The sequence below is a fragment of the Streptomyces omiyaensis genome (genome assembly GCF_014650895.1).
Classification (GTDB): domain Bacteria; phylum Actinomycetota; class Actinomycetes; order Streptomycetales; family Streptomycetaceae; genus Streptomyces; species Streptomyces omiyaensis.
In genome coordinates, this window is record NZ_BMVV01000003.1 from 93,595 (window position 1) to 113,510 (window position 19,916).

Consider the following 19,916-nt stretch of genomic DNA (forward strand, 5'->3'; position numbering starts at 1 on the left):
CGTACCGCCGCGTCCGTACGGCTCCGACCTGCTGTTTCGCGGGTGGTGTCACGTTCCTGCCGGACTGAAGGTGCAAGGCGGTACCCGGCCTTCCGCGGGGCGGCCGCGGAAAGCGGAGGAGGGGCCCGCCGATCCGGCGGGCCCCTCCTCGTATGGCGGTGTCGTCCTTCGGCGCTCAGCCGTTGGGCCGCTGGAGGCGCGCGACGAACTTGTAGCGGTCGCCGCGGTAGACCGAGCGCACCCATTCGACCGGTTCGCCCTGCGCGTCCAGGGAATGACGGGAGAGCATCAGCATCGGCAGGCCGACGTCGGTGCCGAGCAGTCCGGCCTCGCGCGGGGTGGCGAGCGAGGTCTCGATGGTCTCCTCCGCCTCGGCGAGGTGCACGTCGTAGACCTCGGCCAGGGCGGTGTAGAGGGAGGTGTACTTGACCAGCGAACGGCGCAGCGCCGGGAAGCGCTTGGCCGAAAGATGGGTGGTCTCGATCGCCATCGGCTCGCCGTTCGCCAGGCGGAGGCGCTCGATGCGGAGCACCCGGCCGCCGGCCGAGATGTCCAGCAGGCCGGCGAGGGTGTCGTCGGCGGTCACGTACCCGATGTCGAGGAGCTGCGAGGTGGGTTCGAGTCCCTGGGCGCGCATGTCCTCGGTGTACGAGGTGAGTTGCAGGGACTGGGAGACCTTCGGCTTCGCCACGAAGGTGCCCTTGCCCTGGATGCGCTCCAGACGGCCCTCGACGACCAGCTCCTGGAGCGCCTGGCGCACGGTGGTGCGCGAGGTGTCGAACTCGGCGGCGAGCGTCCGCTCGGGCGGCACCGGGGTGCCGGGCGGAAGGGTCTCCGTCATGTCGAGGAGGTGCCTTTTCAGCCGGTAGTACTTGGGCACGCGCGCGGTGCGGGTCGCCGCCCCGCCCTCTGTCTCCGTGCTGCCCGCCTCCGTGGCCATGGCCTGCCTTCCCGACTGTGCTGCTGCCGTCACCGGCTCCTCCGTCTGTCGCGGCTCACATGGTGGCACGGACCGGTCACGGGTCGTCGGCCTCCCTCAGGTGTCGGTCCGATAACGGACGCGACTGCCCTTCTTATACACCCTTGACACCCCCAAAGGTCTAGGCCAAGCTCCGGGTACTGGTCTAAACCATTAAAGACCAGGTCCCAGCCCCACGAGCACTATCCGACGTATGTCTTCGCGCGGTGGGCAGGGGTTGCAGGCATCCCTGAGGAGGGTGGCGTGAAGCGCAAGCTCATCGCGGCGATCGGCGTCGCGGGCATGATGGTCTCTATCGCTGCGTGTGGCACCGACAACGGTGGCGACAAGGGCGACGCGGGCAAGAAGTCCGAGGGTGGCAACAAGACCCTGACCGTCTGGGTCATGGACGGTTCCGCGCCCGACGCCTGGATGGAGGGCGTCAACAAGGAGTTCGAGGCCAAGCACCCGGGCGTCAAGGTCAAGGTCGAGAAGCAGGTCTGGAACGGCATCCAGGAGAAGGTCACCACCGCCCTCTCCGAGGACACCCCGCCGGACGTCCTCGAGCTCGGCAACACCCAGACCGCGGGCTACGCCGTCACCGGTGGCCTCGCCGACCTGACCGGCGACAAGGACAAGCTCGGCTACGCCGACTGGAACAAGGGCATGGTCGCGTCGTCCGAGCTGGACGGCAAGCTCTACTCCGCCCCCTGGTACGCCGCCAACCGCGTCGTGATCTACGACAAGGCCGCGTTCAAGAAGGCCGGCGTCACCCCGCCGAAGACCCGCACCGAGTGGATCGACGGCCTGAAGAAGCTCAAGGCGTCCGACCCCAAGTCCCAGGCCATCTACCTGCCGGGCCAGAGCTGGTACGTCCTCGCCGGCTTCATCTGGGACGAGGGCAGCGACCTCGCGGTCAAGGACGGCGACAAGTGGAAGGGCAACCTGTCCTCCCCCGAGGCCGTCAACGCCATGAACTTCTACAAGGAGCTGGCGTCCTACTCCACCGCTCCGAAGGACAAGGACGAGGCGACCCCGCAGCAGTCCACCGACATCGTCCCCAAGGGCGGCGTGTCGTCCTGGATCGGTCTCGGCTGGGAGGCCGGCGGCGCGATCGACGCGATCAAGAAGGCCGGCAAGACCGCCGACTTCGGCTACTTCCCGATCCCGGGCAAGACGGCCGACAAGCCGGGCTCCGTCTTCTTCGGCGGCTCCAACCTCGCCATCTCCGAGCGCTCCCAGAACAAGGACCTCGCCAAGGAGTGGCTGGCCCTCGCCGCCGGCAAGGACCAGATGACGAAGTACGCCCAGGCCACCGAGGGCGGTCTGCTCCCGAACAGCGACGCCGCGCAGTTCAAGCCCGCCGCCGGCTCCTTCGCCGAGGCCATGGCCGCGTCGTCCGTCTCCGGCAAGATCACCCCGGTCACCCCGGGCTGGGCCAACGTCGAGACCGCCCCGAACCCGATCAAGGACTACATGACCAAGGTCCTGAAGGGCGAGGACGCCAAGGCCGCGGCCGAGGCCGCCGACAAGGTCATCAACGAGCGCATCAACCAGCAGTAAGACGCACAGCCCGGCGGTGCGGCCCGGACGCACCGGACCGCACCGCCGGCTCCGCAGTTTTCAGCGGCCCGCTCCCCCGGGCCGCGCCCCGGTGGGCGCGGGAGCCCCAGAACCGCGAGGAAGAAGACCATGACCGTGGACTCCCAGGGGACGGCGAACGCCGCTCCTCAGGACGCGCCCGGGAGGGCGGCAGGGAAGTCTCAGACCCCCCCGCCAGCTCCTTCCGGCTCGAAGGAAGTCCTTCAGCCCTCGCGCGGCAGACGCTCCCTGCCCAGCGGGCTGCTGCCGTACCTGCTCGTCGCACCCGCCCTGCTCTCGATGGCGGTGCTGCTCCTCTACCCGCTGATCCGCAATGTGATCCTCTCCTTCCAGGAACTGAACCGGAAGGAGTTCATCACCCGCGAGACGGTGTGGACGGGCTTCGACAACTACACCGAGCTCCTCGGTGACTCGGAGTTCTGGACCGTCGTCGTCCGCTCCGTCGTCTTCACCGCCGTCAACGTCTTCCTGATCATGGTCATCGGCGCCGGCATCGGCCTGCTGCTCGACCGCCTGGGCAAGAAGATGCGGCTGCTCCTCTCGCTGGCCCTCGTCTTCGCCTGGGCCATGCCGATCGTCGCCTCCGTGACCGTCTTCCGGTGGCTCTTCGACGAGCAGTTCGGCGTCGTCAACTGGCTGATGCGCACCCTGGGCTTCTCCGGATACGAGCAGCACAACTGGTTCGAGACCGGCTTCTCGACCCTCGTCATCTGCCTCATCCTGCTGGTCTGGGGCTCCGTCCCCTTCGTGGCGCTCAACATGTACGCCGGCCTGACCACCATCGGCACCGAGCTGTACGAGGCCGCCAAGATGGACGGCGCGAGCGGCTGGCGCACCTTCTGGGCCGTGGTCTTCCCGAACCTGAAGCCCTTCTTCATGATCACGACGTTCCTGGAGATCATCTGGATCTTCAAGGCGTTCACCCAGGTCTACGCGATGAACCTCGGCGGCCCCGACCGCGCCTCGGAGACCCTCCCGGTCTTCGCCTACATCGAGGGCGTCGGCCAGTTCCACTACGGCGTCGCCGCGGCCATCTCGGTCCTCACGATCCTGATGCTCGTCGCGCTCATGTCCTTCTACTTCCGCCTGATCCTGAAGCAGGAGGATGAGCTGTGAGCAGCACCATCGCGCCCGCTCCGCAGAAGCTGCGCACCCGCAAGAAGATCACCGCCGGTTCCGTCGCCAAGAACGTCTCGGCGCTCCTCATCGCGGCCGTGTTCATCTTCCCGGTCTACTGGATGTTCTCGTCCTCGCTGAAGCCGCAGCACGAGATCATGACGAAGGACCCGGTCTTCTTCTTCGAGCCGACCTTCGAGAACTACACGACCGCCACGGGCGTCGACCTGTTCTGGACCTACGTCCGCAACAGCCTCACGGTCACCGTCTGCGCGGTCCTCCTCGCCCTGCTGATCGCCCTCGCGGCGAGCTTCGCGCTCGCCCGGATCCGGTTCAAGGGCCGCAAGGGGATCCTGCTCGTCGTGATGATGGCGCAGATGGCCCCCTGGGAGGTCATGGTCATCGCGATGTACATGATCTCGCGCGACAACGACATGCTGAACAGCATCCCGATGCTCACCGCGATCTACTTCGTGATGGTCCTCCCCTTCACCATCTGGACCCTGCGCGGCTTCATCGCCGCCGTCCCGGTGGAGCTGGAGGAGGCCGCCCAGATCGACGGCTGCACCCGCGGCCAGGCGTTCCGCAAGGTCATCTTCCCGCTGCTCGCCCCGGGCCTGATGTCGACCTCGATCTTCGGCTTCATCACCGCCTGGAACGAGTTCGCGATGATCCTCATGCTCAACAAGGAGCGGGAGTCGCAGACCCTGACCGTCTGGCTGACCCAGTTCCAGACCGCCTTCGGCAACGACTGGGGCGCCACCATGGCCGCCTCGACCCTCTTCGCACTCCCCGTGCTGATCGTCTTCATCTTCGTCCAGCGCAAGGCTGTCGGCGGCATGACCGCCGGCGCGGTGAAGGGATAACGGCGCCCCATGACCACACTCGTACGCGGCTCGGACACCCTGACCCGTGACGCGCTCACGGTCCTCCAGCCCGGCTTCGTCGGCACCACCGCTCCCGACTGGCTGCTCCGCCGGATCGGCGAGGGCCTGTCGTCCGTCGGCCTCTTCGGCCGGAACGTCGAGAGCCCCGGACAGCTCGCCCGCCTCACCGCCCAGCTCCGCGCCGAGCGCGAGGACGTCCTCGTCGCCATCGACGAGGAGGGCGGCGACGTCACCCGCCTGGAGGTCAACGAGGGCTCGTCCTTCCCGGGCAACTACGCCCTGGGCCGGGTCGACGACGTCGAGCTGACCCGGGCCGTCGCCCGCGAGCTCGGCCGCCGGCTCGTCGCCTGCGGCATCGACCTCAACTGGGCCCCCTCGGCCGACGTGAACTCCAACGCCGAGAACCCGGTCATCGGCGTCCGCTCCTTCGGACCGGACCCGGACCTGGTCGCCCGGCACACCGTGGCGTACGTCGACGGCCTCCAGGCCGTCGGGGTCGCGGCGTGCACCAAGCACTTCCCCGGACACGGCGACACCAACGTCGACTCGCACGACGCGCTGCCCCGGATCGATGTGGACCTCGCCACACTGCACACCCGTGAGCTGGTGCCTTTCCGCGCGGCCGTCGCCGCGGGTACCAAAGCGGTCATGAGTGCGCATATTCTGCTCTCCGCGCTCGACGCCGAACGTCCGGCCACCCTGAGCCCGCAGATCCTCACCGGTCTGCTCCGCCAGGAGCTGGGCTTCGACGGGCTGATCGTCACCGACGGCATGGAGATGCAGGCCGTCGCGGCGACGTACGGCATCGAGCGCGGATCCGTCCTCGCGATCGCCGCGGGCGCCGACGCCATCTGCGTCGGCGGCGGGCTGTGCGACGAGGACACCGTACTGCGGCTGCGCGACGCGCTGGTCGGAGCGGTACGGACCGGTGAACTGTCCGAGGAGCGGCTGGCCGACGCCGCGGCGCGCGTGCGCGCCCTGGCGGCCTGGACCCAGGCGCACCGGGCGAGGGGGGCTGGGTCGGTGCCGGGCGCGGCAGTGCAGGAGGGGACCGCGCCCGGCGCCGACATCGGACTCGTGGCGGCCCGCCGCGCCCTGCGGATCACCAAGGGGGACGGGCTCTACACCCCCGTGTCGAGCGCTCCCTTCGTCGCCTCCTTCACCCCGGTGGCCAACTTCGCCGTCGGCGACGAGACCCCGTGGGGCGTCGCCGCCGAGCTGGCCCGGCTCCTGCCGGGCACCGGGGCCGGCTCCTTCGGCGCCGACGCCACCGTCGACTCCGTGCTCGCGGAGGCGGGGGAGCGGCGGATCGTCGCGGTCGTCCGCGACCTCCACCGGCACCCGTGGATGACCGCGGCCCTGGACGGCCTGGTCGCCGCCCGCCCGGACACCGTGGTCGTCGAGATGGGCCTCAACGAGGCGGAGCCGCGCGGTGCCCTGCACATCGCCACGCACGGCGCCGCCCGGGTCTGCGGCCGCGCCGCGGCGGAGGCCGTGGTCGGCACCGGCGCCTGACGCCGGTACGGGCGGTACGCGAAGGGGCCCGGCACCTGGGATCAGGTGCCGGGCCCCTTCCGCGCGTCCCCGAGGGGGATCAGATGCCCTGCCAGGAGGGCTTGCTCGCGTAGGTCTGGCGGAAGTAGTCGGCGAGCTTCAGCTTGGAGGCGGCGGCCTCGTCCACGACCACGGTGGCGTGCGGGTGGAGCTGGAGCGCGGAGGCCGGCACGAGCGCGGCGACGGGGCCCTCGACGGTCTGCGCGACGGCCTCGGCCTTGCCCTCGCCGGTGGCGAGCAGCACCAGGTGGCGGGCCTCCAGGATGGTGCCGATGCCCTGGGTGATCACGTGGTGCGGGACCTGGTCGATGTCGTTGTCGAAGAAGCGCGCGTTGTCCACCCGGGTCTGCTCGGTGAGCGTCTTGATCCGGGTGCGGGAGGCGAGCGAGGAGCACGGCTCGTTGAAGCCGATGTGCCCGTCGGTGCCGATGCCGAGGATCTGGAGGTCCACGCCGCCGGCGTCGACCAGCGCCTTGTCGTACGCCTCGCAGGCCGCCTGGACGTCCTCGGCGGAGCCGTCGGGGCCCATGAAGTGGTCCGCGGGGAGCCCGAGCGGCTCCACGACCTGGCGCAGGACGGTCGAGCGGTACGACTCCGGGTGCCCGGCGGGAAGGCCCACGTACTCGTCCAGCTGGGCGATGCGCGCCCGGGAGGCGTCCACGGAGCCGGCCCGCACCCGGTCGATCAGGGCGTCGTAGATCGGGATCGGGGTCGAGCCCGTGGCCACGCCGAGCAGCGCGTCGGGCTTGCGGCGCAGGAGGCCGGCGATGCCGTCCGCGATGAGCTCTCCGCCCGCCTTGGCGTCCTTGACGATGACAACTTCCACGCTGTGCCTGCCGATCTGGTGAGGGGCTGGGGAGGGGCCATGTGGTATAGACCAATCAAAGTCCAAATCTAGCAGAATGAGGCCCGTCTCCTCATGCCGTTCCGCACCCCGGACGGCCCGCGCCCGCCGGTCCCTCTCCATGGTCGGCCGCCCCCGTACCACCGGCCACTCGGCCCGGCCCCCTCCGCTCAGGTCAGCGAGCCCCCCGTGGCGTCGATCCAGGCCCCCGTCACCCAGCGCGCGTCGTCCGAGACGAGGAAGGCCACCACGTCGGCTATGTCGGCCGTGCCCCCGATCCCGCCCAGGGCCGAGTACCCCGCGGCCCGCGCGCGGGCCTGCTCGTCGCCCTCCAGCCAGGCCGTGTTGTCCGTGGCCACGATCCCGGGCGCCACCGAGTTGACCGTGATCCCGCGCGGACCCAGCAGCTTCGACAGGTCGCGGCTGAAGACGTCCAGGGCGGCCTTCGACATCGAGTAGGCGATCAGGTCCGGCATCAGCGCCGTCCGGCTCAGCCCCGTCGACACGTTGACGATCCGGCCCCCGTCCCGCAGTCGCTCCGCCCCCAGTCGCGCGAGGAAGAACGGCGCCTTCGTGTTCACCGCGAAGATCCGCTCGAACTCCTCCTCGCCGATCCCCGTGAAGGGGCTCGACGCGCCGATCCCCGCGTTGTTCACCAGGATGTCCAGCCCGTCCGCCCGTGCGTCGAAGGCCGCCCACAGCGCCGCCGCGTCCCCCGGCACCCCCAGCTCCTGTCCGATCGCGAACGCCTCACCGCCCGCGGCCTCGATCGCCGCGACGGTCTCCTCCGCCGCCGCCCCGTTCGTCCCGTAGTGCACCGCGACCCGCGCGCCGTCCCGGCCCAGCCGCTCGGCGATCCCCCGTCCGATGCCCCGGCTCGCGCCCGTCACCAGTGCCGTCTTCCCCGTGAGCACGCCCATGGTGACGCCCCCCATTCCCTAGTGGTCGTTACAGAAAGACCGTACCCCACGATCCGTAACGCGCGCTATAGAATTCACCCCATGGCGACGAAACAGCGCGGCCGCCCCCGCTCCTTCGACCGGCCCACGGCCCTGGAGCAGGCGACGATGGCCTTCTGGGAGCGGGGCTACGAGACCACCTCCGTCTCCGATCTGACGCGGGTCATGGGCATCAGCGCCCCGAGCCTCTACGCGGCCTTCGGCGACAAGCGGACGCTCTTCGAGGAGGTCGTGGCGGAGTACGTGCTCTCGCACGGCGCCTTCGGCGTCCGCGCCTTCCTGGAGGAGCCGACGGCCCGCGCCGGCGTCGCGCGGATGCTCCGCGAGGCCGCCCTCCACTACACGGAGCCCGGGCACCCCCGCGGCTGCCTGGTGATCTCGGCGGCGGTCAACTGCTCCACCCCCGAGGTGGAGGAGGCCCTGCGCGCCCGGCGGAACGCCAACCTGGCCTCCATCGAGGACCGGATCCGCCGGGACGTGGAGTCCGGCGAGCTGCCCGCCGCCACCGACCCCCGCGTGCTGGCCCGTCTCGGCGGAGCCGTGCTCCAGGGCATGTCCCAGCAGGCCCGCGACGGGGCGACGGCCGAGGAGCTGGCGGCGGTGGCGGAGGCGGCGATGCTCGCCTGGCCGCCGGCCTGATCGCGGGACCCGTGCCCGCCCGGGGGAAGGGCCCCGCAGGGGGAGTGCGGGCCGGTCCCCGGAGGGGGGCGCGGAACGGCCCGGAAACGACCGCGGGCCGCGGCGCCCGGCGGGACCCTCAACCCGCCCGGCACCGCAGCCCGGGTGTGCCCGGCCGGGGGTGTGCGGACCCTCGGCCGTGAAGGGAGGTCTCGGCGCAGTCAGGGCAGAGAGCGCCGGGTACCTCGTCCATCCTCCTGTGCGGGGAGGATGGAGGCTGTGTGGAGTTCGATGCGTTCATTGTGGACTAGACCATTCTTGTCTGTCCATCCACCTGAACGCGGTGTTTCCGGGCCCATCCTCCAACACGCAGCCCTGGAGATCCAGGTTCACCAGCCGTTAATTCCGCGGGTACGCTCGCACCGTGCCCTCCATGAACGACCTCGTCCGCCAGCACACCGCCCTGAGCGACTCCGACCTGGAGTGGCTCCACCTGCTGGTGTCGGAGTGGCAGCTGCTCTCCGACCTCTCCTTCGCCGACCTCGTGCTGTGGGTCCCCACCCTCGACGGCACCCGGTACGTCTCGGTCGCCCAGATGCGGCCCAACACGGGCCCCACCTCCTACCAGGACGACATGGTCGGCCACCTGGTCCCGCGCGGCCGCCGCCCGCTCCTGGACGCCGCCCTCGACGAGGGACGGATCGTGCGCGAGGGCGACCCCGAGTGGCGCGAGGAGGTCCCGGTGCGGGTCGAGTCCATCCCCGTCCGCCGGGAGGGCCGCGTCCTCGGCGTGATCGCCCGCAACACCAACCTGCTGACCGTCCGCACCCCCTCCCGGCTGGAGCTCACCTACCTCCAGTCGGCCTCCGACCTCGCCCAGATGATCGCGGCCGGCACCTTCCCCTACCCCGGCGAGCAGTCCGACATGGACTCGCTGCCGCGGGCCGGCGACGGTCTGGTCCGTCTGGACGCCGACGGCATGGTCCAGTACGCCTCGCCCAACGCCCTCTCCGCCTACCACCGGCTCGGCCTCGCCGCCGACCTGGTCGGCCAGCACCTCGGCCAGATCACCGCCGACCTGGCCCCCTCCCGCGGGCCCGTCGACGAGGCCCTGGTCAAGCTGGCCTCCGGCTACGCCCCCCGGAACTTCGAGGTGGAGGGCAGCGGCGGGGTCATCCAGCTGCGGGCCATCCCGCTCAAGCCCAAGGGCACCCGGATCGGCTCCCTGGTCCTGCTCCGCGACGTCACCGAACTGCGTCGCCGGGAGCGCGAGTTGATCACCAAGGACGCCACCATCCGGGAGATCCACCACCGGGTGAAGAACAACCTCCAGACGGTGGCCGCCCTGTTGCGGCTCCAGTCCCGCCGGATGGACTCCGTGCGGGGCCGCGAGGCGCTCAACGAGGCGGTCCGGCGCGTCGGTTCGATCGCCATCGTCCACGAGACGCTGTCCCAGAACCTGGACGAGCGGGTCGAGTTCGACGAGATCGCCGACCGGGTCATCGCGATGGTCGCCGAGATCTCCCCGGGCAAGGTGACCTGCCGGCGCAACGGCCGCTTCGGCATCCTGGACGCGGAGGTGGCCACCCCGCTCTCCATGGTCCTCACGGAGATCCTGCAGAACGCCCTGGAGCACGCCTTCGCCCCCGGCGAGCACGGCACGGTCGAGGTCAGCGCGGTCCGCGGCGAACCCCGCCCGGACGCCCGGCTCCTCATCACCGTCCGGGACGACGGCCGCGGCCTGCCCGAGGGCTTCGACCCGCAGAAGGCCGGCAACCTGGGGCTCCAGATCGTACGGACCCTGGTGGAAGGGGAGTTGGGCGGCACCTTCGACATGCGGCCCGGCAGCGAGCGCGGCACCAAGGTGGTCCTGGACATCCCGGTGCGCCCGCAGAAGTGACCTCGCGTCACCGCCCGCGGGCGGTGACGCACAGCAGCGAGCCCCGGACCGAAGGGATCGGTCCGGGGCTCGAATGCTGTGGAGTACTGCTTACTTCTGCGCGCTGCGGCTCGGGGGCGGTGAATGCGTACACGGTGTACGCGCCGCGTGCCTCAGGCTGTGCAGGTGGCTCAGGCGCTGGCGTTGCGCGCCCGGTTGCGGGCGGCGCGGCGCTTCATCGCACGACGCTCGTCCTCGCTGAGGCCACCCCAGACGCCGGAGTCCTGGCCGGACTCGAGCGCCCACTGCAGGCACTGCTCCATGACGGGGCAGCGGCGGCAGACGGCCTTGGCTTCCTCGATCTGCAGCAGCGCAGGACCGGTGTTGCCGATGGGGAAGAACAGCTCGGGGTCTTCCTCACGACAAACGGCGTTGTGACGCCAGTCCATGGCTGCTACCTCTCTTGGTTATTACGTGCAAGTTGCTTGTGAATGTGAACGCTTTCACGAATCCCTCAACAAGTGAAGGGCCGACTGCCGGATGAACCGGTGTGGTCCTGGGTTTGAGGAGGGGTTCTGGCTCTCAGTGGAGGCCGGTCTTGCGGGCCGTCCCGATCGCCAAGAAGAGACTCGCAAACCTCGGCAGCGGATACAACCCCTTCCGGAAAGTTTTTTTTGATTCCTCGGTGTCGGCTAGGTCACAGCCGTACTTCTAAGGGGTGGATGCGCGCCTAAACGTTCGAGTGCAAGGACTTTCGGCCCTTCCACTCACACAATCACACGCAGTGCATGGCGTACGCCTGTGAACGTCACGCTCGTACGCAGTCCCAGGTGGTCTCCGTCCATCTGGAGAGGGAGGGGCACCTTCGAATGCAAGGTGAAGTCGGTGAGGTCGTGCAGGGTCACGGCGTGCTTGCCGCGAGGGCCCCGTTCGGGGCTGGAAGTGAGCAGCTGAGTGGCGTACCGGGCCACCGCCGGAGTGGAGAGCCGGCTCAGTCCGAGCACGTCGAGCGCGGTCTCGAAGGACGCCTCCGGGGACGCGTACACCGGACGATTGCCCAGGTAGGTCCAGGGGGAGGTGTTGCAGATTATGGAGAGGACCAGGTCCTCGACCGGCTCCGCGCCGGGCCGCTCCAGGGTGATCGTCCCGTGCCGGCGGTTCGGCTCCTCCAGGAACTGGCGGAACACCTGGCGCAGATAGAGCGCGTGCGTGGACCGCTTCCCGCGCTCGCGCTGCTGTTCGACCCGGCCGATCACGCTGGCGTCGAAGCCGAGCCCGGCGCAGAAGGTGAACCAGCGGGCCGGCACCTCCTCGTCCGCGGTGCCCGGCGTCCCCGACGCGAGCCCGAGGCTCACCGTCCGGCCGCTCTGCTCCCGCAGCGCGTCCAGCAGGGCCCCGGTCGCCTCCACGGCGTCGTTCGGCAGCCCCAGCGCGCGGGCGAAGACGTTGGTCGAGCCGCCCGGCACCACCGCGAGGGCCGGCAGCCGGTCCGGATCGGGCCCGCCGTGCAGCAGGCCGTTCACGACCTCGTTGACCGTGCCGTCGCCGCCGAGGGCCACGACCAGGTCGGTCTCGCCCGACTCGGCCGCCCTCCGGGCGAGGTCCCGCGCGTGCCCCCGGTACTCGGTGCTGACGGCCTCCAGCTTCATCTCGCTCGCCAGCGCGTGGATCAGCACGTCACGGGTGCGGGCACTGGTGGTGGTGGCTGCCGGGTTGACCACGAGAAGTGCGCGCATGACCGCCAGCGTACCTACCCGGCGGTACCGATCCCAGTCCCGCCCGTTCCGCGGACACCGCCCCGCGGGCCCCCGCGCCGGTCCGGCCCGGGGCCGCGCCGAGGAGCGCCCGGGCCCCGGCGCGCGGCACCGGGTCCCCGCCCCGGCTCCCCGGGGCGCCCCGTTACGCTGCCCTCCATGAGCAGTACGGAGCAGACCCCCCGCCCCACCCGCCTGGCCGCCGCCGCGGGCGTGGCCCTCGTCGAGGCGCTCGGGCTCCTCGCCGGCGGCGCCTACCTGCTGGTGCGGACCCTCCTCGACGACGGCGGGGACCTGGTCGGCGGGGTGACCGGCGGGGCGACCCTGATCGCCCTCGGGCTGATCCCGCTCGCCGCCGCCCGCGGGCTGTGGCGGATGCGCTCCTGGAGCCGCGGCCCGGCCGTGATCACCCAGATCCTCGCCCTGCCGGTCGCCTGGCAGATGCTCCGGACGGACGGGGTGATCCCCTTCGGGATCGTCCTCGCCGTCCTCGCCGTGACCGGGCTCGTGCTCCTGGTGAACCCGGCCACGACCGAGGCGCTCGGCATCCGGCGCCCCGGCCAGGAGAGCTGACCCTCACTCCTCCACGAGGAGCTTCTCCCGGAGCTGCGCCAGGGTCCTGGCGAGCAGCCGGGAGACGTGCATCTGGGAGATGCCGACCTCCTGCGCGATCTGCGACTGGGTCATGTTCCCGAAGAACCGCAGCAGCAGGATCCGCTTCTCCCGCGGCGGCAGGTCCTCCAGGAGCGGCTTGAGCGACTCCCGGTACTCGACCCCCTCCAGGGCCTCGTCCTCGGCGCCCAGCGTGTCCGCGACGGCCGGCGACTCGTCGTCGGTGTCCGGCACGTCCAGCGAGAGCGTCGAGTAGGCGTTCGCCGACTCCAGCCCCTCCAGGACCTCCTCCTCGGAGATCCCGAGGCGCTCCGCCAGCTCGTGCACGGTCGGCGACCGGCCGTGCTGCTGGGACAGCTCCGCCGTCGCCGTCGTCAGCGACAGGCGCAGCTCCTGGAGCCGGCGCGGCACCCGGACCGCCCAGCCCTTGTCGCGGAAGTGCCGCTTGATCTCGCCGACCACCGTCGGCGTCGCGTACGTGGAGAACTCCACGCCCCGCTCGGGGTCGAAGCGGTCGACCGACTTGATCAGGCCGATCGTCGCCACCTGCGTCAGGTCGTCCAGCGGCTCGCCGCGGTTGCGGAAGCGCCGCGCCAGGTGCTCCACCAGCGGCAGGTGCATCCGGACCAGCCGGTTGCGCAGCTCCGCCTTCTCGGGGGAGCCCTCCGGCAGCGACCGCAGCTCCACGAAGAGCGCGCGGGCGCCGCTGCGGTCCTGCGGATGGTGGCCGCGCGCCCCGCCGTCGCCCCCCGCGCCGTCCGCCGCACCGCCGTCGTGCGTCACGCCCTCGCCGGCCTCGGCCAGGACCCCGCCGGCTTCGGCCAGCACCTCGACGGCCTCGGCCAGGACCTCGGCGTCGGCCGCGGTCCCGTCGGCCGGTGCCGGGGGAGCCTCGTCGTGCTGCTGCTCGTGCTCGCTCATCTGGTCCGCCTGCTGCTCCGTAGCGACCTCATGCGGCCGTGCCTGCTGCCCAGGGATGCCGGCCGTCGCGTCCCCGCTCCTCACGCCGGGCCTGGCCCCGCGCCGCGCTGTTTGTACAGGCTGATCGAGACCGTGTTGTCCTCCGCGACCGAGGACTCCACCTTCCCGGCCAGCGCCGACAGCACCGTCCAGGCGAAGGTGTCCCGCTCGGGGGCCCGGCCGTCCGTGGTCGGCGCGGACACGGTCACGTCGAGGGAATCGTCCACCAGCCGGAAGACGCAGCTCAGGACCGAGCCGGGCACCGCCTGCTGGAGCAGGATCGCGCAGGCCTCGTCGACCGCGATCCGCAAGTCCTCGATCTCGTCGAGGGTGAAGTCCAAGCGCGCCGCGAGACCGGCCGTGGCCGTACGCAGCACGGACAGATAGGCACCCGCAGCGGGCAGCCGGACTTCCACGAAGTCCTGGGTCCCGGGCTCGCCTGCGATCTGGGACACCCTCACCTCCAAGGTGGCACAAGCTCATTCGGGGCCCGGGGGAAGGCCCCCGGACCGGGCGGTCACGCAGGGGCTGCGCGGTCCGCCGTGACGCTATCGCGATCCATCCTGCCGTGTCGCCGCAAGCCCCCGGGCCCCCGAGTCCGGTCCGTCACTCATGGTAGGCCCATGGGCGCGGACCGTGGCCAGGGGTGTGCGGGGGAAAAAGCGGCGGACGGCGGAGGGGTGACGTACCCAGCGGTCCGGCCGTCGAACCGCCCCGGGCCCCGCGGACCGCCCCGGCTCAGACCAGCGCCTCGTCCACGAAGCACCAGCGCCAGGCCTCGCCCGGCTCGAAGGTCCGCATCACCGGGTGCCCGGTCGCCCCGAAGTGGCCCGTCGCGTGCCGTCCCTGCGAGGAGTCGCAGCAGCCGACGTGGCCGCAGGTCAGGCAGAGCCGCAGCTGCACCGGGCTGGTCCCGTCGGCCAGGCACTCGGGACAGGTCTCGTGGAGCGGGACAGGCTCGGGGCGCGGCATTTCTGCTACGTGCGGGCACTCGATCATGATGGCCAGGGTACGTGGCGGACGCCCCGGACCGGAGGGCTCGCGACGGGCCTTCCGGCGGGGGGCCGCGACCGGGCGTTCCCGGCCGGAACGATCCGGCACGATCCGGAACGATCCCTCGCTCACCGAGGGACGGAACGGCGAGACGAAACGGTGGAGGGGCGGCATGGACGCACTGCGGCTGGTGGCACTGGTGGCGGCGAGCGCGGCGGTGGCGGGGCTCGCCCGCCGCACCCCCGTACCGGCCCCGCTCCTCCTCGTCGCGGTCGGCCTGGCCGCCTCGTACGCCCCCGGCGTCCCCGACTACACCCTCGACCCGCACGTCGTGCTGCCGCTGATCCTGCCGCCGCTGCTCTACACGGCCGCCGTCGAGTCCTCCTACCTGGACCTGCGGGCCAACATCCGGCCGGTCGCGCTGCTCTCCGTCGGGTACGTCCTCTTCGCCACCGTGGCCGTCGGCTGGCTCGCGTACGTCCTCGTCCCCGACCTGCCGCTCACCGCCGCCCTCGTCCTCGGCGCGGTGATCGCCCCGCCGGACGCGGTGGCCGCCACCGCCATCGCCCGCCGCCTCGGCCTGCCGCACCGGATCACCACGATCCTCCAGGGCGAGTCGCTGGTGAACGACGCCACCGCGATCACCGCCTACAAGGTCGCCCTCGCCGCCGCGGTCGGCGAGGGCATCAGCTGGGCGGGCGGCCTCGGCGAGTTCGCCCTCGCCGCGGTCGGCGGCATCGGCGTCGGCCTGGTCCTCATGGTGCCCATCCACTGGATGCGGACCCGGCTCACCGAGCCCCTGCTCCAGAACACCCTCTCCCTCCTCATCCCCTTCGTCGCCTACGCGGCGGCCGAGGAGGTCCACGCCTCCGGGGTGCTGGCGGTCGTCGTGGTCGGCCTCTTCCTCGGCCACAAGGCGTGGAAGGTCGACTTCGCCACCCGCCTCCAGGAGGAGGCCGTGTGGAAGATGGTCGCCTTCGTCCTGGAGTCCGCCGTCTTCGCCCTGATCGGCCTCCAGCTGCCCTACGTCGTCCAGGGCCTCGGCCAGTACGGGATCGGGGAGGCGCTCTGGTACGCCTTCGGGGTCTTCGTCTTCGTCGTCGTGGTCCGCTTCGTCTGGGTCTTCCCGGCCACCTTCCTGCCCCGCCGGCTCTCCGCCCGCGTCCGGGAGCGCGAACCGGGCGTCGACTGGAAGGCGCCCCTGGTCGTCGGCTGGGCCGGCATGCGCGGCGTGGTCTCCCTCGCCATCGCCTTCTCCATCCCGGTCGTCACCGACGGCGTCGAGTTCCCCGCCCGCAACCTGGTCCTCTTCCTCACCTTCACCACCGTCATCGGCACCCTCGTCGTCCAGGGGCTCACGCTGCCCCCGCTGATCCGGGCCCTGAAGCTCCCCGGCCGCGACCGCTACCAGGAGACCCTCGCCGAGGCGCAGGCCCAGAGCGAGGCGTCCCGGGCCGCCGAGGCCCTCCTGGACGAGCTCCTCGCCGACGAGCGCAACGCCCTGCCCGGCCCCCTCGCCGACCGCCTCCGCACGGTCCTGGAGCGCCGCCGCAACAGCGTCTGGGAGCGGCTCGGCGCGGTCAACGACCTCACCGGCGAGACCGCCGACGACACCTACCGGCGCCTCTCGCGCGCGATGATCGAGGCCGAGCGCGAGGTCTTCGTCCGGCTGCGCGACGAGCGCCGGATCGACGACGAGATGATGCGCAGCCTGCTGCGCCGCCTCGACTTGGAGGAGGCCGCCGCCTACCGCGAGGAGACGGCCTGACTCTCGCCGGAGCCGGTGATCACCGCGGCGATCCGGCTCCCCGGCGGGAAGGCGCCCTCCTCGGCGAGGGACACCAGTGCGAAGAGCATTTTGGCCACATACAGCCGCTCGATGGCGAGTCCATGCCGCGCCTCGAAGTCCTGTGCGAACGCGTCGAGCGCCGGCGTCGTCCGGCCGTAGCCGCCGCCGTGGAAGCGCTCGTCGAGCCACCAGTCGCCGCGGGGGCCGCCGAAGGCCGCCTCCTGGAGCGCCCGCGCCTCGGCGCCCAGGAAACCGCCCCTCAGTACCGGAACCCCCAGCGTCCGGCCCCCGAAGCCGGCCGCGAGGCCCGCCAGGGTGCCGCCCGTGCCGCAGGCCACCGCGGCCACGTCGGCGCGCCCGGACAGCTCCCGCCCGAGTTCCGCGCACCCCTCCACGGCGAGCGCGTTGCTGCCGCCCTCGGGCACCACGTAGGTGCCCTCCGGCGCCCGGCCGAGGAGCGCCGCGAGCACCACGGGCTCGTGCTTCGCCCGGTACGTGGAGCGGTCGACGAACTCCAGCCGCATCCCGTCCGCCGCGCACCGCGCCAGCGAGGGGTTCAGCGGCCGTCCGGCCAGCTCGTCGCCGCGCACGATCCCGATCGTGGGGAAGCCCAGCAGCCGGCCGGCGGCCGCGGTGGCCCGCAGGTGGTTGGAGTAGGCGCCGCCGAAGGTCAGCACCGGCCGTCCGCCCGCCGCCCGCAGGTTGAGGACGAGCTTGCGCCACTTGTTGCCCGGCAGGTCGGGGTGGATGAGGTCGTCCCGCTTCAGCAGCAGCGTCAGCCCGCGCCGGGCGAAGCGCTCGTCCGCCGCCGGCTCCAGGGGCGAGGGGAGCCGGGGCCGCAGGCCGGCGAGCTCGTACGTGTCCACGCGCCCATTCTCGCGGGCGGCGGGCGGCGGGCGGGCGCCGGTGGGGGTCCGCGCGCGGGCGCGGGCGGGTGGGGACGACGGCCGGCCGGGTGCCCGCCCCGGAGGCGGTCCGCCGTACGCGCGTGCGCGGGGAAGGGCGCACGCGCGCGGGGCGGCGCGGGGTCAGCGCAGCAGGTCGGCGATGCGCTCCCGCATCGACGCCATGGTGAAGCCGCGCGGGTCCACCTTCCCCGGCTGCCACTCCCGGTGGCCGATCACCGAGCGGTGGGTCCAGCCGTGCGCCCGGCAGAGCGCCGCCGAGGCCTTCGCGATCGCCTCCAGCTGCACCTTGGGCCAGGGGTCCTCGCCGTCGCCGAGGTTCTCGCACTCGAAGCCGTAGAAGTGCCGGTTGCCGTCGGTGGTGGCCTCGTCGTCCGGCGGCAGGCGCCGTTCGGCGATCACCGCCCGCAGCACCTCGTCGTCGCCGAGCCCGGCGTGGTTGGCCCGCCCGTGGCCGACCAGGTGGACGGTGCCGTCCTTGGCGATCACGCCGTGGCAGAGCGGGCCCGGCAGTCCCGCGTAGCCGTCGCGGCAGACGCGGACGGTGTGCGCGGTGCCCCGGGTGACGGTGTGGTGGATCATCACCCCGTGCACGGGCCCCCAGGGGCCCTTGTGGTTCCTGTTGTGGGTGGACCAGTCGCCGACCTCGACGACCGACAGCCCCTCGCCGCGCAGTGCGCCGAGGATCCTGCTCGCGGACAGCGGAACCGCCATGGCGTGCTCCTTCCAACGGAACGGACCGAGCTTCCGGAGTACCGGAGTCCGGCCCTCCGCTGCCATCCGTTCGGCCGGTGTGCGAGCCGATCCGGACAGTCCGGCGGGGCTCCGCGCTCCGCCGTCCGGCGGGAAATCGCACGACATGCCCCGGAGAGCGCCGAACAGTCCCACCCGATTGTGTAATGGCGCCGCCACGCTCCGTGCTGAAAGGCTTCCGGTCGAAAGCCAGACGTACGAGAGGGAGTTCCATGTCCGTTGGTTCGGTTGGCGACGAGGTCCTCGCGGAGCGGCAGGCCCCGCAGCAGAGTCTCGGCACCGCTGCCGCGCGGAACCTCGCCTCGACCACCAAGTCGGCCCCGCAGATGCAGGAGATCTCCTCCCGCTGGCTGCTGCGGTCGCTGCCCTGGGTCGAGACGAAGGGCGGTGCCTACCGGGTCAACCGGCGGCTGAGCCACTCCGTCGGGGACGGCCGCGTCACCTTCGTCCAGACCGGCGAGCGGGTCGCCGTGATCCCCGCGGAGCTGGGCGAGCTGCCGGCCCTGCGCGGATACGGGGACGAGGACGCGCTCGCCGAGCTCGCCTCCCGCTGCACCCAGCGCGACGTCGCCGCCGGCGAGATCATCGCCGTCGCCGGAGCCCCCGCCGACCGCGTCCACCTCCTCGCCCACGGCCGCGTCGAGCAGGTCGGCGAGGGGCCGTACGGCGACGAGGCGGTGCTCGGCGTCCTCGCCGACGGCTCCTACTTCGGCGAGGACTCCCTCCTCTCCGAGGGCGCCACCTGGGCGTGGACCGCCCGCGCCGCGACCGCCTGCACGGTCCTGGAGCTGACCCGCGCCGACGTGCTCGCGCTCGCCGCCCGCGCCGGCTCCCTCGCCTCCCACCTCGCCGGGGTCGCCGGACGCCCGGAGCGGTCCACCAACAGCTACGGCGAGGCCGCCATCGACCTCTCCGCCGGCCACGTCGGCGAGGCCGTCGTCCCGCACGCCTTCGTGGACTACGAGCCCGCCCCGCGCGAGTACGAGCTGAGCCTCGCCCAGACCGTGCTCAAGGTCCACACGCGCGTGGCGGACCTCTACAACCACCCGATGAACCAGACCGAGCACCAGCTGCGGCTCACGGTGGAGGCGCTGCGCGAGCGCCAGGAGCACGAGCTCGTCAATAACAAGGAGTTCGGCCTCCTCGCCAACTGCGACTACGGGCAGCGGATCCAGCCGCACGACGGCGTCCCCGGCCCCGACGACCTCGACGAGCTGCTCTCCCGCCGCCGCGACTCGAAGCTCTTCCTCGCCCACCCGAAGGCCATCGCCGCCCTCGGCCGCGAGCTCAACCGGCGGGGCCTCGTCCCGGAGACGGTCGACGTGGCCGGCACCCGGATCCCGACCTGGCGCGGGGTCCCGATCTTCCCCTGCGACAAGATCCCGGTGACCGCGGCCGGCACCAGCTCGATCATCTGCATGCGGACCGGCGAGTCCGACCAGGGCGTCATCGGCCTGCACCAGACCGGCCTGCCGGACGAGGTGGAGCCCGGCCTCTCCGTCCGCTTCATGGGCATCGACGAGCAGGCGATCACCTCCTACCTCGTCACGACGTACTACTCCGCGGCGGTCCTCGTGCCCGACGCGCTCGGCGTCCTGGAGAACGTCGAGATCGGCCGCCGGCGCTGAGCCCCGGCCGGGCCGGGGCCCCACCCCCGCCCGGCCGGCCCGCCGCTCCCGAAGCCATCACCCCACCGCCCGTCCGCGCGCCCCCGGCGCGCGGGCCGGGCCGTC

Annotated in this window: 19 protein-coding genes; 9 read left to right on the forward strand and 10 right to left on the reverse strand. The window is 71.9% G+C overall.

Annotated features, from left to right (window positions below; translation table 11 throughout):
- Positions 1-175: 175 nt before the first annotated feature.
- Positions 176-940 (reverse strand): GntR family transcriptional regulator, encoded by a 765-nt coding sequence (locus IE287_RS06040; protein ID WP_189848221.1) that lies wholly within the window; start codon positions 938-940, stop codon positions 176-178.
- Positions 941-1,222: 282 nt separating this feature from the next.
- Here IE287_RS06040 and IE287_RS06045 point away from each other — a divergent pair, with 282 nt between their 5' ends.
- From IE287_RS06045 to IE287_RS06060, 4 genes are all read left to right on the forward strand, one after another.
- Positions 1,223-2,521: an extracellular solute-binding protein gene (locus IE287_RS06045; RefSeq protein WP_189847859.1), complete on the forward strand. Its 1,299-nt coding sequence runs from the start codon at positions 1,223-1,225 to the stop codon at positions 2,519-2,521.
- Positions 2,522-2,650: 129 nt separating this feature from the next.
- Entirely contained in the window at positions 2,651-3,676 is a 1,026-nt protein-coding gene (locus IE287_RS06050) for a carbohydrate ABC transporter permease (RefSeq protein WP_189847860.1), read from the forward strand.
- A complete protein-coding gene (locus IE287_RS06055; RefSeq protein ID WP_373307813.1) occupies positions 3,673-4,542 on the forward strand; it encodes a carbohydrate ABC transporter permease in 870 nt (289 codons plus the stop codon). The genes IE287_RS06050 and IE287_RS06055 overlap by 4 nt, the downstream gene beginning before the upstream one ends.
- Before the next feature lie 9 nt (positions 4,543-4,551).
- Positions 4,552-6,078: a glycoside hydrolase family 3 protein gene (locus IE287_RS06060; protein WP_189847861.1), complete on the forward strand. Its 1,527-nt coding sequence runs from the start codon at positions 4,552-4,554 to the stop codon at positions 6,076-6,078.
- Between the two features lie 79 nt (positions 6,079-6,157).
- Here the strand turns inward: IE287_RS06060 and nagB are convergent, their stop codons facing one another.
- Together nagB and IE287_RS06070 are read right to left on the reverse strand one after the other, a co-directional pair.
- Positions 6,158-6,943 carry a glucosamine-6-phosphate deaminase gene (gene nagB, locus IE287_RS06065; RefSeq protein WP_189847862.1) on the reverse strand — a complete coding sequence of 262 codons (786 nt, stop codon included), beginning with the start codon at positions 6,941-6,943 and terminating at the stop codon, positions 6,158-6,160.
- Between the two features lie 188 nt (positions 6,944-7,131).
- Complete coding sequence (locus tag IE287_RS06070; protein ID WP_189847863.1) at positions 7,132-7,881, reverse strand: SDR family oxidoreductase; 750 nt, start codon at positions 7,879-7,881, stop codon at positions 7,132-7,134.
- A gap of 81 nt (positions 7,882-7,962) precedes the next feature.
- On the opposite strand from IE287_RS06070, the gene IE287_RS06075 reads away from it, so the two are divergent.
- Together IE287_RS06075 and IE287_RS06080 are read left to right on the forward strand one after the other, a co-directional pair.
- Positions 7,963-8,559: a TetR/AcrR family transcriptional regulator gene (locus IE287_RS06075; RefSeq protein ID WP_189847864.1), complete on the forward strand. Its 597-nt coding sequence runs from the start codon at positions 7,963-7,965 to the stop codon at positions 8,557-8,559.
- 412 nt (positions 8,560-8,971) lie between these two features.
- A complete protein-coding gene (locus IE287_RS06080) occupies positions 8,972-10,438 on the forward strand; it encodes a sensor histidine kinase (protein WP_189848223.1) in 1,467 nt (488 codons plus the stop codon).
- A 170-nt stretch (positions 10,439-10,608) separates the two neighbouring features.
- On the opposite strand, the gene IE287_RS06085 is transcribed toward IE287_RS06080, so the two are convergent.
- Complete coding sequence (locus IE287_RS06085; RefSeq protein ID WP_003953983.1) at positions 10,609-10,866, reverse strand: WhiB family transcriptional regulator; 258 nt, start codon at positions 10,864-10,866, stop codon at positions 10,609-10,611.
- A 318-nt stretch (positions 10,867-11,184) separates the two neighbouring features.
- On the reverse strand, positions 11,185-12,153 hold the full coding sequence (locus IE287_RS06090; protein WP_189847865.1) for a diacylglycerol/lipid kinase family protein: 969 nt from the start codon (positions 12,151-12,153) through the stop codon (positions 11,185-11,187).
- Between the two features lie 177 nt (positions 12,154-12,330).
- Between IE287_RS06090 and IE287_RS06095 the strand changes: the two genes are divergently transcribed.
- Positions 12,331-12,744, forward strand: coding sequence for a hypothetical protein (locus IE287_RS06095; RefSeq protein WP_189847866.1), 414 nt, complete (start codon positions 12,331-12,333; stop codon positions 12,742-12,744).
- Positions 12,745-12,747: 3 nt separating this feature from the next.
- Here the strand turns inward: IE287_RS06095 and IE287_RS06100 are convergent, their stop codons facing one another.
- From IE287_RS06100 to IE287_RS06110, 3 genes are all read right to left on the reverse strand, one after another.
- Entirely contained in the window at positions 12,748-13,704 is a 957-nt protein-coding gene (locus IE287_RS06100; RefSeq protein WP_373307814.1) for an RNA polymerase sigma factor SigF, read from the reverse strand.
- 80 nt (positions 13,705-13,784) lie between these two features.
- Positions 13,785-14,198 carry an ATP-binding protein gene (locus tag IE287_RS06105; RefSeq protein WP_030492700.1) on the reverse strand — a complete coding sequence of 138 codons (414 nt, stop codon included), beginning with the start codon at positions 14,196-14,198 and terminating at the stop codon, positions 13,785-13,787.
- A gap of 283 nt (positions 14,199-14,481) precedes the next feature.
- Entirely contained in the window at positions 14,482-14,742 is a 261-nt protein-coding gene (locus IE287_RS06110) for a UBP-type zinc finger domain-containing protein (protein WP_189847867.1), read from the reverse strand.
- 166 nt (positions 14,743-14,908) lie between these two features.
- Between IE287_RS06110 and IE287_RS06115 the strand changes: the two genes are divergently transcribed.
- Positions 14,909-16,504, forward strand: coding sequence for a Na+/H+ antiporter (locus IE287_RS06115; RefSeq protein WP_189847868.1), 1,596 nt, complete (start codon positions 14,909-14,911; stop codon positions 16,502-16,504).
- Here the strand turns inward: IE287_RS06115 and IE287_RS06120 are convergent.
- Together IE287_RS06120 and IE287_RS06125 are read right to left on the reverse strand one after the other, a co-directional pair.
- Positions 16,483-17,391, reverse strand: coding sequence for a 1-aminocyclopropane-1-carboxylate deaminase/D-cysteine desulfhydrase (locus IE287_RS06120; RefSeq protein WP_189847869.1), 909 nt, complete (start codon positions 17,389-17,391; stop codon positions 16,483-16,485). The two genes, IE287_RS06115 and IE287_RS06120, sit on opposite strands and share 22 nt — an antisense overlap.
- Before the next feature lie 162 nt (positions 17,392-17,553).
- The gene (locus IE287_RS06125) at positions 17,554-18,144 is read right to left on the reverse strand and encodes an N-acetylmuramoyl-L-alanine amidase (RefSeq protein WP_189847870.1); all 591 of its coding nucleotides are present in this window, start codon (positions 18,142-18,144) and stop codon (positions 17,554-17,556) included.
- A 251-nt stretch (positions 18,145-18,395) separates the two neighbouring features.
- Here IE287_RS06125 and IE287_RS06130 point away from each other — a divergent pair, with 251 nt between their 5' ends.
- Positions 18,396-19,811, forward strand: coding sequence for a family 2B encapsulin nanocompartment shell protein (locus tag IE287_RS06130; protein WP_189847871.1), 1,416 nt, complete (start codon positions 18,396-18,398; stop codon positions 19,809-19,811).
- The last annotated feature ends 105 nt before the right edge of the window (positions 19,812-19,916 follow it).